Below are 16,522 nucleotides of genomic sequence, written 5' to 3' on the forward strand. Positions count from 1 at the left end.
CCCACCTCATCGTCCCCGGCCCACCGGCCACGACATCGCTCAACGGTCCACTCTCTCACCCGTGCTCGACGGGGCCGTGCTTTCGGAAGCGGTGTCAGCCACCGGGTCACTCGGCTGCTGCGGGACGTCGGCCCGTGCGGGGGATGCCGCCTCGTCCTCGGGCTCCGCCTGCGCGGCCGGTTCCGCATCGTCCCGCGGGCCGTCGTCCGTGCCGTCCGTACCCGGCTCGTCCGGCTCCCCGGCCTTCTCGACCGCGGCGCGCTTGCGATGGGTGTACATGCGGAACCCGGCCAGGACCAGCAGCAGGACGCCGCCGGCGATGACGAGCATCACGGTCGGCGTGACCTCGGTGACGTCGACCTGGAAGGCGATCTGCTTGCCGTAGGGCTGGTTGTCCTCGGTGAGGAGCTGGGCGTAGACCCAGACCGGGCCGGTGGCCTTGGCCGTGGTGGTGAACTTCACGGACTGGCTGTGGCCACTGGTGATCGTCACCTCCTGCTCCTGGGAGGCGCCGTCACCGATCTTCAGACGGGTGCCGTTGTCGGACGTGAGCCGCAGCTTGAGGTGGTCGACGTCCTGCCACAGGTTGTTCTGCACGGACACCGGGATGGTCGCGCTGCGCCCGGAGAGCTTCACCTCGGACTTGTCGATCAGCGACACCTGGTCGGTGAGGCCGGACAGATACTCCGAGACGCCGGTGCGGAAGCCGTCGGAGGCCGCCGTCCTGCCGCGCCAGGACGTGGACATCTCCCGGTCCACGGCCCGCCCGAACGGCGTCACCACGCGGGATTCGTCGGTCAGGACGACCTTGAAGTTCTCCAGCTCGCGCTGGGTGGCCTGGATCTGCTCGAAGGCCGACTGCGGCAGCTCCTGCTTGCGGAGCTTCGAGGGGTACGCGCGTGAGGACGGCACAGTGGTCGTCGCGCCCGGGTCGGGCTTCGCCGAGGCGGTCGCGGACAGGCTCTGCGACTGCGTCCAGGTGCCGCCCTGGAGCACCGCCACGGCCTTGGCCATCGTCTGGGCCTGGCTTGCCGTGGGCGTGCGCTGCGGGGCGATCACGGCGGTGCGCTGACGGTCCGTCTGCCGGTCGAGCATCAGGCTCTGGGCGAGGAACTCCTGGACGGCGAGCGTGGAGTGCTCGGCGCTCGTCAGGTCGCCCTGGAAGGCGGTCGACAGGCGAGCGTCGGCGACCACCGCTGTGGTGCCGCCGCCGATGGGCCGGGCCGCGGACGGCGTGTACGAGAGTTTCTCGGACTCACCGAAGCTGTCGCTGCGCGCGATGATCTTGTTGGCGCCGGCGGAGGTGGCGACCTTGACGATGTCCCGGTCCACGGCGCCCTCGACGGGCCACGCGTAGGAGGCGTCCGGCGTCACGTGGAGGATCGTGTCCACGGCCCGCACGGCGGCGTCCGTGGCGTCCTTGAGGTGGCTCAGCGAGCCGGTGACCTTCGTGCCGCTGTGGGCCAGCGAGGCCAGATCGGGGTCGGCGAACGGCAGCGTGACCACCTTCTGGTCCTGCACCGCCGCTTGGAGGTCCTTCAGCCACTCGTTGGCCACACCCTGCTGCCTGCCCGAGGTGAGCTTGCCGTCCGCTCCCTTGACCTTGTACGCCTCCGTCATGGCGTCGACCGAGGCGAGCAGATCGGGGTCGATCACCCAGGTGACGTCCAGCGCGCTGCCGAGCGCCAGCATCTGCTGGAGGCGGCCGCCCGGGGCGATCTCCTTGGCGAGGTCGTCGTTGCCGAAGACCGCGGTCTGCGTCTCGTTCGTCCCCGTCTCGGCGGTGAGGCCGGTCTCGGAGATCAGCGGCCACAGGACCGTGGTCCTCGTCCTGGTGCCGGCGGCGTCGGGCTGCCACGGCAGGAACGTCCGCTGGATGCCGAGCGTCTGCTGGTACGGGGCCGCCGCGGTCTGCCCCATGAGGGCGGCGCTGATCTGGTAGACGCCGTCGGCGCCCAGGTTCAGCGCCTTCACGGGCACGGACAGCGTGAAGTCCTGGGTGACCCCGGGCTCCAGCTTCGCGAACTTCTTCGCGTACTTGCCCGGGACCTCGGAGCCGTCCGGGGAGCCGCCCGTCCCGTTCTTCGCCGCCTGGTCCAACGACGAGCGCCCGGTGTACGACGTGCCGACCCGCAGGCCGATGTGCGCGTCGGTGACGGCCTGCCTGCCCTTGTTGGTGACCTTGCCCTTGATGGTCAGGGTGTCGCCGGAGACCGGTGCGCTCGGCGACAGCTCGTTCACCGCCACGTCGACCGTGCTCGTGCCGGTCGCCGCCGCGCTCGCGGCGGCAGGGGCGTCGGCCTGCGCGGGTGCGGTGCCGACGAGCAGTGCGGGCGCCGCGAGGAGCGGCGCCGCGGCGAGCAGAGCTCCTGTGCGCCGCAGCAGTCGGCGGGCAGGTGAGGGATTCATCCCTGGGTAGTCTGCCGCCTCGGCCACGCGCTCGTCCGTCCCTCGTCGTCGTCAGTGGTCGCAGATGTGTCCACGCATCGTAACGAGCAGGGCTGGGCTTGAGTGCCTGGGTCCGCCCCGCAAGATCGTGCAGCCAGGGTAGGGGGCCGCAATCATGAGGACGCCGCGGCCCCGGCTAACGGTTCGGCCCGGGTGGTGAGAGGCACGTACCCTGTCCTGTTGTGCCGAACGCCAATGAAGACAACCCCAGTGCCCTGAGCCAGGTGCAGCACCGCGCGGTCAGCGAATTGCTGCGTGTCTCGCCTGTCGCAGACGATCTCGCCCGCAGATTCCAGGAGGCCGGGTTCTCTCTCGCCCTGGTCGGCGGTTCGGTCCGGGACGCACTGCTCGGCCGGCTCGGCAACGACCTGGACTTCACCACCGACGCGCGCCCCGAGGACGTACTCAAGATCGTCCGGCCGTGGGCCGACGCGGTCTGGGAGGTCGGGATCGCCTTCGGCACCGTCGGCTGCCAGAAGGACGCCCGGGTCGACGGTGAGGACCAGAGCTTCCAGGTCGAGGTCACGACGTACCGCTCCGAGGCGTACGACCGCACCTCCCGCAAGCCCGAGGTGTCGTACGGCGACTCGATCGAGGAAGATCTCGTCCGCCGGGACTTCACCGTGAACGCGATGGCCGTCGCGCTCCCGGAGAAGGACTTCATCGACCCGCACGGCGGTCTGAAGGACCTGGCCGAGCGGATCCTGCGCACGCCGGGCACCCCCGAGGACTCCTTCTCCGACGATCCGCTGCGGATGATGCGTGCGGCCCGGTTCGCCGCGCAGCTCGACTTCGAGGTGGCCCCGGAGGTCGTCGCCGCGATGACGGCGATGGCCGACCGGATCGAGATCGTCTCCGCCGAGCGGGTCCGGGACGAGCTGAACAAGCTGATCCTCTCGGCGCACCCGCGCAAGGGCCTCACCCTGCTCGTCGACACCGGTCTGGCCGAGCGCGTCCTGCCCGAGCTGCCCGCCCTGCGTCTGGAGCGCGACGAGCACCACCGGCACAAGGACGTCTACGACCACACGCTGATCGTCCTGGAGCAGGCGATGGCGCTGGAGACCGACGGCCCGGATCTGACGCTGCGCCTCGCGGCCCTGCTGCACGACATCGGCAAGCCCCGCACGCGCCGCTTCGAGAACGACGGCCGGGTCTCCTTCCACCACCACGAGGTGGTCGGCGCCAAGATGACGAAGAAGCGCATGACCGCGCTCAAGTACTCCAACGAGCTGGTGAAGGACGTCTCCCGCCTCGTGGAGCTGCATCTGCGCTTCCACGGCTACGGCACCGGTGAGTGGACGGACTCGGCCGTACGCCGCTACGTACGCGATGCCGGACCGCTCCTGGGGCGGCTGCACAAGCTGACCCGCTCCGACTGCACGACCCGCAACAAGCGCAAGGCGAACACGCTCTCGCGGGCCTACGACGGTCTGGAGGAGCGCATCGAGCGTCTCCAGGAGCAGGAGGAGCTGGACTCGATCCGCCCGGACCTCGACGGCAACCAGATCATGGAGACGCTGGGCGTTTCTCCGGGGCCGGTGATCGGTCAGGCCTACAAGTTCCTGCTCGAACTGCGTCTGGAGAACGGGCCGATGGAGCACGACGCGGCGGTCGCGGCGCTCAAGGAGTGGTGGGCGGACCAGGCGCAGGACTGACGCGCTCTTCGTTGACCTCTGGGCTCTGTTTCACGTGAAACAGAGCCCAGAGTCGTTGAAGGGGTGGCGTTGTTTCACGTGAAACGACGGTGACGGCGCATCGTCAGCGCAACGGCGGCGTAGACCGACGCCACCAGGACCACGAGGGGAACCGAGCGCCCGTCCGGCGGCAGCATCAGCGCCGCCACTCCGGCCGCGCCGACGAACGACGCGTTGAACAGGACGTCGTAGACGGAGAAGATCCGGCCCCGGAAGCCGTCGTCGACGGACGACTGGACGACGGTGTCGGTGGCGATCTTGGCGCCCTGCGTGGACAGCCCCAGGACGAAGGCGGCGACCATGGTCGGGCCCGGCTCGAAGGGGAGCCCCAGGGCGAGCTCCAGGACGGCGGCGACGGCAGCGCAGATCGCCATCCAGCCTGCCGGTCCGAAGCGTCCTGCGGCGGCCGGAGTGATGACGGCGGCGACGAAGAACCCGGCCCCCGAGATCCCCACCGCCGTACCGAGCAGGGCCAGTCCCTGCGCGTCCGTGGACGACCACGCGTACCGGCACAGCATCAGCACCATGACGAGCAGGGCGCCGTAGCAGAACCGCATCGCTGTCATCGCGGCCAGAGCGCGCGCGGCGGCCGGGCGGGAGGCGAGGTGCCGTACGCCGGAGACGAGGTCCTGCGCCGCGCCGGACAGCGCGGAGGCGAGGCGTGGCCGCACCAGCTCGGGGTCCGGTCCGAGCAGTTCTACGTTCATGCGCAACGAGGCGAGGGCCGCGCAGAGGTAGAGGAAGGCGCCGAGCAGCACGACGGCCGCATCCGAGTCCGAGGCGGCGATACGCACCACGAACGCCAGACCGCCGCCCACGGTCGCGGCGAGCGTCCCCGCGGTCGGGGAGAGCGAGTTGGCGACGACGAGGCGGTCGGCGTCGACCACGCGCGGGAGAGCGGCCGAAAGGCCCGACAGAACGAATCGGTTGACCGCGGTGACGCAGAGCGCGGAGGCGTAGAAGAGCCAGTCGGGCGCGTGGCTCAGCATGAGGGCGGCCGTCGCGGAGGCGAGCACGACGCGGAGGAGATTGCCGTAGAGGAAGACCTGCCTGCGGCGCCAGCGGTCCAGCAGGACGCCCGCGAACGGTCCCACGAGCGAGTAGGGCAGCAACAGGACGGCCATGGCGGAGGCGATCGCCGCCGGGGAGGTCTGCTTCTCCGGGGAGAACACCACGTAGGTGGCGAGCGCGACCTGGTAGACGCCGTCGGCCCCCTGGGACAGCAGCCGCAGGGTGAGCAGGCCCCGGAAGTCACGCAGACACAGCAGGACACGCAGGTCACGGACGACAGCCATGGGGCACAGCCTCACATACGAGGAAGGCCCCCGGCGCACGAGAGTGCGATCCAGGGGCCTCACCAGCCTCGGGCGACGAATGCCTCACGGTTTCACGTGAAACATCCGGGCCGGCCGTCAGGAGAAGTCGGCGCTCAGCGCTCGACCTCGCCCTTGATGAACTTCTCGACGTTGCTGTAGGCCTCGTCGTCGAAGTACTGCACCGGCGGGGACTTCATGAAGTACGAGGACGCGGAGAGGATCGGGCCACCGATGCCGCGGTCCTTGGCGATCTTCGCGGCGCGCAGGGCGTCGATGATGACACCCGCGGAGTTCGGGGAGTCCCAGACCTCGAGCTTGTACTCCAGGTTCAGCGGGACCTCACCGAAGGCGCGACCCTCGAGGCGGACGTACGCCCACTTGCGGTCGTCGAGCCACGCGACGTAGTCGGACGGGCCGATGTGGACGTTCTTCTCGCCCAGCTCACGGTCACGGATCTGCGAGGTGACGGCCTGCGTCTTCGAGATCTTCTTCGACTCGAGGCGGTCGCGCTCCAGCATGTTCTTGAAGTCCATGTTGCCGCCGACGTTGAGCTGCATGGTGCGCTCAAGACGGACACCGCGGTCCTCGAACAGCTTCGCCATCACGCGGTGCGTGATGGTGGCGCCGACCTGCGACTTGATGTCGTCGCCGACGATCGGGACGCCCGCCTCGGTGAACTTGTCCGCCCACTCCTTGGTGCCGGCGATGAAGACCGGAAGAGCGTTGACGAACGCGACCTTGGCGTCGATGGCGCACTGCGCGTAGAACTTCGCAGCGTCCTCGGAACCGACGGGCAGGTAGCAGACGAGAACGTCGACCTGCTTGTCCTTGAGGATCTGGACGACGTCGACCGGGGCCTCGGCGGACTCCTCGATCGTCTCGCGGTAGTACTTGCCCAGACCGTCGAGCGTGTGGCCACGCTGGACCTGGACGCCCGAGTTCGGGACGTCGCAGATCTTGATGGTGTTGTTCTCGGAGGCGCCGATGGCGTCGGAGAGGTCGAGGCCGACCTTCTTCGCGTCGACGTCGAACGCGGCGACGAACTCGACGTCACCGACGTGGTAGTCGCCGAACTGGACGTGCATGAGGCCGGGGACCTTGGTCTCCGGGTCAGCGTCCTTGTAGAACTCGACGCCCTGCACCAGCGAGGCGGCGCAGTTGCCCACGCCGACGATGGCTACGCGAACCGAACCCATTCCGGTTGCTCCCTGTGTGTACTGGTGAAGTCCTGAGCGGACTTCACATGGCGGTGTCATCGGACGGATCCGGCCGGGTGCTGTCCCGGTGCCGGGGCAGGCCGCCCGTCTCTCCAGATGTGTCCTGCTGAGCTGCGCTCTCCGGGCCCGACCGTCGCTGGTCGCGTCCCGCGCGCTCGCTCTCGATGAGCTCGTTCAGCCAGCGCACTTCGCGCTCCACGGACTCCATGCCGTGCCGCTGCAGCTCAAGCGTGTAGTCGTCCAGGCGCTCCCGCGTGCGGGCGAAGGAGAGGCGCATCTTCTCGAGGCGCTCCTCCAGCCGACTGCGACGGCCCTCGAGGACTCTCATCCGCACATCGCGTGACGTCTGCCCGAAGAAGGCGAATCGCGCGGCGAAGGTCTCGTCCTCGTATGCATCGGGGCCGGTCTGCGCGAGCAGGTCCTCGAAGTGCTCCTTACCTTCCGCCGTCAACCGATAGACGATCTTGGCGCGACGCCCTGCGAGTGGTGCGGCATGGGCGTCGGCGGGACCAGGACCCGATTCCTCGATCAACCAGCCGTTGGCGACCAGCGTCTTGAGGCAGGGATACAGCGTCCCGTAACTGAAGGCACGGAAGACCCCCAGCGACGTATTGAGTCGTTTGCGCAGCTCATAGCCGTGCATCGGGGACTCGCGAAGCAGTCCGAGTACGGCGAATTCGAGGATGCCGGAACGTCGGCTCATCGTCGCCTCCTCACTGTCGCGGGCCCATGTATCGACTCTTTATGTCGTGCTGATGTATCGGCTCGATACATCTCGACGATAGAACGACCCTGCGACTCCGACAAGAGGGATCACGGTGAACGGCGTCACATCACCGATTCGCACGAAGTAACTTGCCTGATTTGGGGTGAACTTCGGCCCTAGGTGGGTTTTGACGGTGCGTAGTCTGTCCGCCATGCAGACCACCGGGAACCGAGTGACGCCTGAGGGCGTCGTCGTCCCGGGTGCAGTACGGGTGAGCGCCGGAAGGTGCGCATCCGTACGTCGGGGGGACCGGAAACCAGCCGTCGTCCAGGCGCGCCAGACGCGCCTGCCCGAGGAGTAGTCGTTCGATGAGCGAGCACCGTCGCAAATCGCCGCCGCCGCAGGGCGGCGGGCGTGCCGCGGCCCGTCGCGGAGCGTCCGGAGCACAGTCGGGCCGCCGCGCGGCACCGCGCGGCTCCACCGGTTCACCGTCCGGTTCCTATGACGCCCCGATGTCATCGGGGCCGTCCGAGGGCGGGACCGAAGATCGTCCCTGGGGCGGCCGCGCCGAAGCGCGCCGTGCGGCCCAGCGCAGTGGCGGAGGAAGGCGCAGAGCCCCCGAGGGCGGTGGCCGCGGCGGATCCGGTGGCGGTGGCCGTCGTGGCGGCGGCGGTCCCGGCGGGCCGAGCGGTCCCGGGCGCGGCAGAGGCCGCGGCTCCGGTGGCCCGGAGAAGAAGAGGTTCATCGACTACCCGCGCGCCAACAAGGACGGCTGGCGTCGCTGGATGCCGTCCTGGCGGCTCGTGACGGGCGCCTGCGTGGGCTTCCTCGGAAGCATGATGGCGGCCGCGGGCATCGCCTACGCGCTGGTCGACACCCCGACGGTCGCCGACACGGCCAAGGCCCAGAACAACGTCTACTACTGGTCCGACGGGACCCAGATGGTCGCGACCGGTGGTGAGACCAACCGGCAGATCATCAACTACGAGGACATCCCGAAGTCCATGCGCTACGCCGTCATGTCGGCGGAGAACAAGACCTTCGAGACCGACAAGGGCATCGACCCGATGGGTATCGCCCGTGCCGTGGCCAACATGGCCAAGGGCGGTCAGACGCAGGGTGGCTCGACGATCACCCAGCAGTACGTCAAGAACGCGATGCTCAACGACCAGTCGCAGACGGTCTCCCGAAAGCTCAAGGAGCTGTTCGTCTCCATCAAGGTCGGCCGGACGGTCGGCAAGAAGACGGTCATGGCCGGCTATCTCAACACGGCGTACTACGGGCGCGGTGCCTACGGGATCCAGGCGGCGTCGCGCGCGTACTTCGGCGAGAACGCCTCTGAATTGAACGCCAGCCAGACGGCTTTCCTCGCGTCCGTGCTCAAGGGCGCGACCTATTACGACCCCGCGGGATCCCCCGAGATCGACCCGATCAACGCGACTCGCGAGAAGAACACGGAACGCGCCAAGGCACGCTGGAGCTGGATCCTCGGCGAAGAGGTGAAGGACGGTCGGCTGTCCGCGTCCGAGCGTGCCACGTTCATCAAAAAGGGCTTCCCCGAGCTGAAGAGCCCGCGCTCCAACGCCCAGCTGAGCGGCCAGGTCGGCTACCTCGTCGACCTCGCCAAGGCCTACGTCATCAACAACAGCGGGGGCAAGGTCACCGCCAACGCCCTCCAGCGAGGCGGCTACGAGATCCACACCACCTTCGACAAAACGAAGGTGAAGCAGCTCGAGGCCGCGGTGAAGAAGGTCCGCAAGGAGAGCATCAAGCCGGACCAGCGCGAGAAGGACAAGTACGTCCAGTTCGGCGGTGCCTCGGTCTCCCCCGAGGACGGTGCGATCAAGGCCATCTACGGCGGTGCCGACGCCACGAAGCACTTCACCAACAACGCTGATGTGACGGGTGCCCAGGTCGGCTCGACCTTCAAGCCCTTCGTTCTGGCGGCCGCCTTCAAGTGGGGCGTGCGGAACCCGGACCTTGCGGCAGAGCAGCCCGACAGCGCGCGCACCATCGTCTCGCCGAAGAGTCTCTACAGCGGCAAGAACAAGCTGAAGATCCAGAACTTCGACGGCACGGTCTGGAAGGACAAGGAAGGCAAGGAGTGGCTGCAGACCAACGACGGCGGCGACTCCTTGAACCCTCCCACCTACCAGATCGACCTGCGTGAGGCGATGCGGGAGTCCGTGAACTCCGCCTATGTGCAGCTGGGCATGGACGTCGGCCTGGACAAGGTGAAGCAGTCCGCGCTGCGCGCGGGCCTTCTGGAGAACAGCTTCGCCAGCGCCAACTACCCTTCCTTCTCCCTGGGTACCTCGGACCCCAGCGCGATCCGTATGGCCGGCGCCTACGGCACGTTCGCGGCCAGCGGCCAGCAGAACGATCCGTACTCGGTGACGGAGGTCTACCACGAGGGCGACCGCATCTACCGGCACGAGAAGAAGACCGAGTCGGCCTTCGACGCGAACATCGCGAACAACGTGACCGACGTCCTCAAGACGGTCGTCGACAAGGGCACGGGTACGGCCGCACAGCTGCCGGGCCGTGACGTGGCCGGCAAGACCGGTACCACCGACGGCAACAAGTCCGCCTGGTTCGTGGGCTACACCAAGCAGCTGTCCACCGCGATCACGATGTACCGGATGGACGACAACGAGAAGTCCAAGAACCGCAAGTTCCTCGAGATGTACGGAACGGGTGGTCAGGACAAGATCCACGGTGCGTCGTTCCCGGCGGAGATCTGGCACGACTACATGGCCCAGGCCATGCAGGGCCAGAAGTACGAGACCTTCCCGGCTCCCGAGCCCATCGGCAAGATCGTCGGCGAGACCGCGAGCCCGACTCCGACCCCGACGGTCAGCACGCCTCCGTCCTCCTCGGCCCCGGCCTCCCCGACGCCGAGCGAGACTTCCGCCGATCCGTCGCCGTCCCCCAGCGAGACGTGCAACAAGTGGACGGACTGGGACTGCAACGACACCGGTGGGACGACGGACGGTGGCGCCGACGGCGGAGCATCGTCGTCGCCGTCGACCTCCGAGACTCCAGGAGACACGAGAGGCAACCAGAACGGCGGGAGCCTCTTCGGAGGAACCGGCTAGCCACCATTCTTGTCACACAGCGTGTTTCACGTGAAACAGTGTGTGGTTGAGGACAGTCGAGGGCCGTCGCACCGATCGGGTGCGGCGGCCCTCGCCCCGTTCTCAGCCGCGTACGGCAGGATGTGCGGCATGCCCAGTGCAGAGACGACGCGTGTGAACCCGCAGCAGCCGGACCTCGTACGGCCGACCAGAGAGGACGAGGTCGCCGCGGCCGGCAGCGAGTTCATCGGTGGACCCTTCGGGCGGCGCGGGCTGCTCGGCGGCTCCTGGTGGACCCCTGTACGTGTCATCGCGCTCGTCATGCTCGGCATGTTCGCGCTCGGCATGGTGCAGAAGTTCCCCTGCTACGACGGCGCCTGGTTCTACGGCGCGAGCTCCCAGTACACGCACGCCTGCTACTCGGACATTCCGCACCTCTACCAGGGGCGCGGCTTCGCCGACGGTCTCGTGCCGTACTTCGACAAGCTGCCCGGCGACATGGACTACCTCGAATACCCGGTCCTCACCGGTGTGTTCATGGAGGTCGCCGCCTGGCTGACCCCCGGCGGCGGCACCATCCAGCACCAGGAGCAGGTGTACTGGATGGTCAATGCCGGGATGCTGATGATCTGCGCGGCGGTCATCGCCGTGTGTGTCGCCAGGACCCACCGCAGGAGGCCCTGGGACGGCCTCCTGGTCGCTCTGGCGCCCGCTTTCGCGCTGACCGCCACCATCAACTGGGATCTCTTCGCAGTGGCCCTCACAGCGGCCGCGATGCTGATGTGGTCGCGCGGCCGCGCCCTCGCGTTCGGCATCCTGCTCGGGCTCGCCACCGCCGCCAAGCTCTACCCCTTCCTGCTGCTCGGCCCGCTGCTCGTGCTGTGCTGGCGGGCGGGCAAGTGGCGGGACTTCGGGATCGCGACGCTGGGCGCGGTCGTCTCGTGGCTGGTCGTGAACCTGCCGGTGATGATCCTCGCGCCCGAGGGCTGGTCGAAGTTCTACACGTTCAGCCAGGAACGCGGTGTCGACTTCGGCTCCTTCTGGCTGATCCTCTCCCAGCACATGGACACGCCGCTCGACACGGACGTCGTCAACACGCTGGCCACGGCCCTGATGGTGGTGTCCTGCCTCGCCGTCGCGGCCCTGACGCTCACCGCCCCGCGACGGCCGCGCTTCGCGCAGCTCGCCTTCCTGGTGGTCGCGGCCTTCATCCTCACCAACAAGGTCTACTCGCCGCAGTACGTACTGTGGCTGATCCCGCTCGCCGCCCTGGCCCGGCCCAAGTGGCGGGACTTCCTGATCTGGCAGGCGTGCGAGGTCGCGTACTTCCTGGGCATCTGGTTGTACCTGGCCTACACGACCAGCGGCGACAAGCACCAGGGCCTGCCCACCGAGGGCTACCAGCTGGCCATCGCCGTGCACCTGCTGGGCACGCTGTACCTGTGCGCCGTCATCGTGCGGGACATCTGGCTGCCCGAGCGGGACGTGGTGCGGCGCTCCGGGGACGACGACCCCTCGGGCGGGGTGCTGGACGGAGCGGAGGACGTCTTCGTCCTCGGCTACGCGGCCCATCCCCCGCGGCACGCCGCCCACGACTGGGAGCAGCCGCCCGCGTCGGTGGACTGGGGCAAGAGCCCCGACGGTTCACACTGACCGGACGACGGACGGACAGAGGGCGGGGCGGGCACTTCACAAGTGCCCGCCCCGCCCTCTGTCCGTCGTGTGCCGGTCCGCCTCAGCGGTCCACGATCCGGTCGAACTGGGTGGTGGTGTGCCGCAGATGGGCCACCAGTTCCTCGCCGACCTTCGGCTCGGCCGCGTCCGACGGCACGAACAGGATCGACACCTGCATGTGCGGCGGCTCGGCGAACCAGCGCTGCTTGCCCGACCAGACGTACGGCGCGAGGTTGCGGTTCACCGTCGCCAGGCCGGCGCGGGCGACGCCCTTGGCGCGCGGCATGACGCCGTGCAGCGCCTTCGGGGCCTCCAGACCCACACCGTGCGACGTTCCGCCGGCCACGACCACCAGCCAGCCGTCCGAGGCCGCCTTCTGCTGGCGATAGCCGAACCGGTCGCCCTTCGCGACGCGCGTGACGTCCAGGACGGCGCCGCGGTACTCGGTGGCCTCGTGGTCGCCCAGCCACAGCCGCGTGCCGATACGAGCGCGGAAGCGGGTCTGCGGGAACTGCTGCTGCAGGCGGGCCAGCTCCTCGGCCTTGAGGTGGCTGACGAACATGGTGTGCAGCGGCAGCCGGGCCGCGCGCAGCCGGTCCATCCAGCCGATGACTTCCTCGACGGCGTCCGAGCCGTCGGTGCGGTCCAGCGGCAGGTGGATGGCGAAGCCCTCCAGGCGTACGTCCTGGATGGCGTGTGAGAGCTGGGGCAGGTCCTGCTCGGTCACGCCGTGCCGCTTCATCGAGGACATGACCTCGATGACGACGCGGGCGCCGACGAGGCCGTGCACGCCGTCGACGGAGGAGACGGAGCGGATGACACGGTCGGGCAGCGGAACCGGTTCTTCGCCGCGCCGGAACGGGGTCAGGACCAACAGGTCACCGCTGAACCAGTCCTTGATCCGGGCGGCTTCGTAGGTGGTCCCCACGGCGAGGATGTCGGAGCCGAGGCGCGTGGCCTCCTCCGCAAGCCGTTCGTGGCCGAAGCCGTAGCCGTTGCCCTTGCACACGGGGACGAGCCCCGGAAACTGCTCGAGCACGTGCTTGTGGTGTGCCCGCCAGCGCGCGGTGTCGACGTAGAGCGTGAGCGCCATGGCCGGTCCCGGAACCTTTCTCGTGGCTGCGGTGTAGCAGAGGTATGAAGAGACTTTGGAGCTACATGAATTGTGCCGGGTCCGCCGGGCAAACAGAGCGCGAAGTGCCGTGCCGGATCCTGCGGGGCCGTTTCCGGCCGCCGGTCAGCGCCGCGACATGTAGATGTCGAGCGCCTTGTGGAGCAGCTTGTTGAGCGGGAAGTCCCACTCGCCGAGGTACTCGGCGGCCTGGCCACCCGTACCGACCTTGAACTGGATCAGGCCGAAGAGGTGGTCGGTCTCGTCGAGCGAGTCGGAGATGCCGCGCAGGTCGTAGACGGTGGCACCGAGCGCGTAGGAGTCGCGCAGCATCCGCCACTGCATCGCGTTCGAGGGCCGGACCTCGCGGCCGATGTTGTCCGAGGCGCCGTAGGAGTACCAGACGTGCCCGCCGACGACGAGCATCGTCGCGGCCGACAGGTTCACCCCGTTGTGCCGGGCGAAGTACAGGCGCATGCGGTTGGGGTCCTCGGAGTTGAGGGCCGTCCACATGCGCTGGAAGTACGACAGCGGGCGCGGCCGGAAGTGGTCGCGCTCGGCGGTGATCTCGTACAGGCGCTGCCACTCGGCGAGGTCCTGGTAGCCGCCCTGGACGACCTCGACACCGGCCTTCTCGGCCTTCTTGATGTTGCGGCGCCACAGCTGGTTGAAGTTCTTGTGGACCTCTTCCAGGGAGCGGTTGGCCAGCGGCACCTGGTACACGTACCGCGGCTGCACGTCGCCGAAGCCGGCGCCGCCGTCCTCGCCCTGCTGCCAGCCCATGCGGCGCAGCTTGTCGGCCACCTCGAAGGCGCGGGGCTCGATGAAGTCGGCCTCGATGTCGCGCAGGCGCTTCACATCGGGGTCCTGGATGCCCTTCTTGATGGAGGGGGCCTCCCAGCGTCGGATGATCACCGGCGGGCCCATCTTCACGGAGAAGGCGCCCTGCTGCTTGAGGTGCGCCAGCATCGGGCGCAGCCACTCCTCCAGGTTCGGGGCGTACCAGTTGATGACCGGGCCCTCGGGCAGGTACGCGAGGTAGCGCTTGATCTTGGGCAGCTGGCGGTACAGGACGAGGCCCGCGCCGACCATCTCGCCGGTCTTCTCGTCGAACCAGCCCAGGTTCTCCGAGCGCCATTCAGCCTTCACGTCGGCCCATGCCGGGACCTGCATGTGGCTCGCCGACGGCAGGCTCTGGATGTAGGCCAGATGCTGCTCTCGGCTGATGGTCCTCAGGGTCAGGCTCATTCGGGGCGCTCCTCGGGCTGGTGTGTCCCCATGGATACAGGGGCTCCGGCTCTCGCGCCGAAGCCTACTGTGCCCCGTGAGCGCCCCGAATGGCTGTGTCGGAGTAAGTCTCCGCGGACGGCCCGGCTCAGCCGAGGACCCCGCCGAACAGGCCTCCGTGGGCCATGCCGATGAAGAAGCCGACGGCCGAGGCCCCCAGGCCCAGGATCAGGCCGAACCGCTCGCGCGTGGTCTCCGAGACGTACTGGCCGTAGGCCCCGGTGAAGATCCCGACGAGTCCGGCCCAGGAGCTGAGGAGATGGAGGTTGCTCCAGATCGACGTGACGAGGGCGAGGATGCCGAGCACCGCGGTCACGTAGAGGAGGGTGTCGGGGAGGGGATGGGCCTTGCCGTCGCTGGCCAGAAGAGAGCCGGCGCTCGTGCTGTTGGGTCGCATTGCTTGTGCCATAGGGCACCTCCTGCGGAAGGCGGCGCATCGTAGCGCCGTACACACCCGATGTGTACAGACTGCGGTCGATCGCTGTCGGATTTCAACCGGAAGCCGGGGTGCGGGTAGTCTGTACCGTCTGCATCGGTGTCTGCCCACGTCCCGGCACGGGACGGGTACCCACTGATCCGGCATTGAACTGCCCGGTTCTCCTTCGGAGGGCCGATTGTCAGTGGTGGCCGATACCGTTGCTCACGCATAACAACCCTCCTGCCACGGAACGACCGTGGCCGCTGAGTCCAAAGGAGGTGGGTTCCACATGCGTCACTACGAGGTGATGGTCATCCTCGACCCCGATCTGGAGGAGCGCGCTGTCGCCCCCCTGATCGAGAACTTCCTCTCCGTCGTCCGTGAGGGCAACGGAAAGGTCGAGAAGGTCGACACCTGGGGCCGTCGTCGTCTCTCGTACGAGATCAAGAAGAAGCCCGAGGGCATCTACTCGGTCATCGATCTGCAGGCTGAGCCCGCGATCGTCAAGGAGCTCGACCGCCAGATGAACCTGAACGAGTCGGTCCTCCGGACCAAGGTCCTCCGCCCCGAGACCCACTGAACCTCCCGGTTCAGCCACTCGGGATTCGAGTAGCAGCAAGCAGTCCGCAGCAAACCCGCCGAGAGGTACCCCATGGCAGGCGAGACCGTCATCACGGTCGTCGGCAATCTTGTCGACGACCCCGAGCTGCGCTTCACCCCCTCCGGTGCGGCGGTCGCGAAGTTCCGTGTCGCGTCCACTCCCCGCACCTTCGACCGGCAGACCAATGAGTGGAAGGACGGCGAGAGCCTGTTCCTGACCTGCTCGGTCTGGCGTCAGGCGGCGGAGAACGTCGCGGAGTCGCTCCAGCGAGGCATGCGCGTCATCGTGCAGGGCCGGCTGAAGCAGCGGTCCTACGAGGACCGTGAGGGCGTCAAGCGCACGGTCTACGAGCTGGACGTCGACGAGGTCGGCGCCAGTCTGCGCAGCGCCACGGCCAAGGTCACCAAGACCAGTGGCGGTGGCGGTCGCGGTGGCCAGGGCGGTTACGGCGGCGGCGGTGGCGGCGGCCAGCAGGGCGGCGGCTGGGGCGGTGGCTCCGGCGGCGGTCAGCAGCAGGGTGGCGGCGGCGGTGCTCCCGCCGACGACCCCTGGGCGACCGGTTCGCCCTCCGGCGGCGGCCAGCAGGGCGGCGGCGGGGGCGGCTGGGGCGGAAGCTCCGGCGGCTCCGGCGGCGGCTACTCGGACGAGCCCCCCTTCTAGGGACGCGCCCCTCGGGGCCGGGCTCGCACCCACACTTCTTGATCACACAGGAGAAACACCATGGCGAAGCCGCCTGTGCGCAAGCCTAAGAAGAAGGTCTGCGCTTTCTGCAAGGACAAGGTCACGTACGTGGACTACAAGGACACGAACATGCTGCGGAAGTTCATTTCCGACCGCGGCAAGATCCGTGCCCGCCGCGTGACCGGCAACTGCACGCAGCACCAGCGTGACGTCGCCACGGCCGTCAAGAACAGCCGTGAGATGGCGCTGCTGCCCTACACGTCCACCGCGCGATAAGGGAAGGGTGACCGAA

General features: G+C 68.4%; 13 protein-coding genes. 6 read left to right on the top strand and 7 right to left on the bottom strand.

Going from position 1 to position 16,522, the window contains the following annotated elements; genetic code table 11:
- Window positions 1–39: 39 nt before the first annotated feature.
- Complete coding sequence (locus tag K377_RS11135; protein ID WP_111663062.1) at window positions 40–2,409, bottom strand: DUF6049 family protein; 2,370 nt, start codon at window positions 2,407–2,409, stop codon at window positions 40–42.
- A 221-nt stretch (window positions 2,410–2,630) separates the two neighbouring features.
- Here K377_RS11135 and K377_RS11140 point away from each other — a divergent pair, with 221 nt between their 5' ends.
- Entirely contained in the window at window positions 2,631–4,103 is a 1,473-nt protein-coding gene (locus tag K377_RS11140; RefSeq protein WP_111663063.1) for a CCA tRNA nucleotidyltransferase, read from the top strand.
- A 74-nt stretch (window positions 4,104–4,177) separates the two neighbouring features.
- Here K377_RS11140 and K377_RS11145 read toward each other — a convergent pair whose 3' ends face one another.
- The 3 genes from K377_RS11145 to K377_RS11155 all read right to left on the bottom strand — a co-directional run bounded on the left by K377_RS11145 (window position 4,178) and on the right by K377_RS11155 (window position 7,378).
- The gene (locus tag K377_RS11145; RefSeq protein ID WP_111663064.1) at window positions 4,178–5,437 is read right to left on the bottom strand and encodes an MFS transporter; all 1,260 of its coding nucleotides are present in this window, start codon (window positions 5,435–5,437) and stop codon (window positions 4,178–4,180) included.
- Window positions 5,438–5,571: 134 nt separating this feature from the next.
- Complete coding sequence (locus K377_RS11150) at window positions 5,572–6,654, bottom strand: inositol-3-phosphate synthase (protein WP_111663065.1); 1,083 nt, start codon at window positions 6,652–6,654, stop codon at window positions 5,572–5,574.
- Window positions 6,655–6,697: 43 nt separating this feature from the next.
- The gene (locus tag K377_RS11155) at window positions 6,698–7,378 is read right to left on the bottom strand and encodes a PadR family transcriptional regulator (protein WP_111663066.1); all 681 of its coding nucleotides are present in this window, start codon (window positions 7,376–7,378) and stop codon (window positions 6,698–6,700) included.
- Between the two features lie 371 nt (window positions 7,379–7,749).
- Between K377_RS11155 and K377_RS11160 the strand changes: the two genes are divergently transcribed.
- Complete coding sequence (locus K377_RS11160) at window positions 7,750–10,479, top strand: transglycosylase domain-containing protein (RefSeq protein WP_111663067.1); 2,730 nt, start codon at window positions 7,750–7,752, stop codon at window positions 10,477–10,479.
- Window positions 10,480–10,599: 120 nt separating this feature from the next.
- Window positions 10,600–12,111, top strand: coding sequence for a glycosyltransferase family 87 protein (locus tag K377_RS11165; RefSeq protein WP_111663068.1), 1,512 nt, complete (start codon window positions 10,600–10,602; stop codon window positions 12,109–12,111).
- Between the two features lie 82 nt (window positions 12,112–12,193).
- Here K377_RS11165 and K377_RS11170 read toward each other — a convergent pair whose 3' ends face one another.
- The 3 genes from K377_RS11170 to K377_RS11180 form a co-directional block, all read right to left on the bottom strand.
- The gene (locus K377_RS11170) at window positions 12,194–13,225 is read right to left on the bottom strand and encodes an alanine racemase (protein WP_111663069.1); all 1,032 of its coding nucleotides are present in this window, start codon (window positions 13,223–13,225) and stop codon (window positions 12,194–12,196) included.
- A 144-nt stretch (window positions 13,226–13,369) separates the two neighbouring features.
- On the bottom strand, window positions 13,370–14,491 hold the full coding sequence (femX, locus tag K377_RS11175; protein ID WP_111663070.1) for a peptidoglycan bridge formation glycyltransferase FemX: 1,122 nt from the start codon (window positions 14,489–14,491) through the stop codon (window positions 13,370–13,372).
- A gap of 127 nt (window positions 14,492–14,618) precedes the next feature.
- Complete coding sequence (locus tag K377_RS11180; RefSeq protein ID WP_111663071.1) at window positions 14,619–14,939, bottom strand: hypothetical protein; 321 nt, start codon at window positions 14,937–14,939, stop codon at window positions 14,619–14,621.
- A gap of 298 nt (window positions 14,940–15,237) precedes the next feature.
- Between K377_RS11180 and rpsF the strand changes: the two genes are divergently transcribed.
- The 3 genes from rpsF to rpsR all read left to right on the top strand — a co-directional run bounded on the left by rpsF (window position 15,238) and on the right by rpsR (window position 16,506).
- On the top strand, window positions 15,238–15,528 hold the full coding sequence (rpsF, locus tag K377_RS11185; protein WP_010353482.1) for a 30S ribosomal protein S6: 291 nt from the start codon (window positions 15,238–15,240) through the stop codon (window positions 15,526–15,528).
- Between the two features lie 72 nt (window positions 15,529–15,600).
- Window positions 15,601–16,209 carry a single-stranded DNA-binding protein gene (locus tag K377_RS11190; protein WP_111663072.1) on the top strand — a complete coding sequence of 203 codons (609 nt, stop codon included), beginning with the start codon at window positions 15,601–15,603 and terminating at the stop codon, window positions 16,207–16,209.
- 60 nt (window positions 16,210–16,269) lie between these two features.
- A complete protein-coding gene (gene rpsR, locus K377_RS11195) occupies window positions 16,270–16,506 on the top strand; it encodes a 30S ribosomal protein S18 (protein ID WP_003949403.1) in 237 nt (78 codons plus the stop codon).
- Window positions 16,507–16,522 lie beyond the last annotated feature (16 nt).

The sequence above is a fragment of the Streptomyces sp. PsTaAH-137 genome (genome assembly GCF_003259365.1).
In the GTDB taxonomy this organism is placed as follows: domain Bacteria; phylum Actinomycetota; class Actinomycetes; order Streptomycetales; family Streptomycetaceae; genus Streptomyces.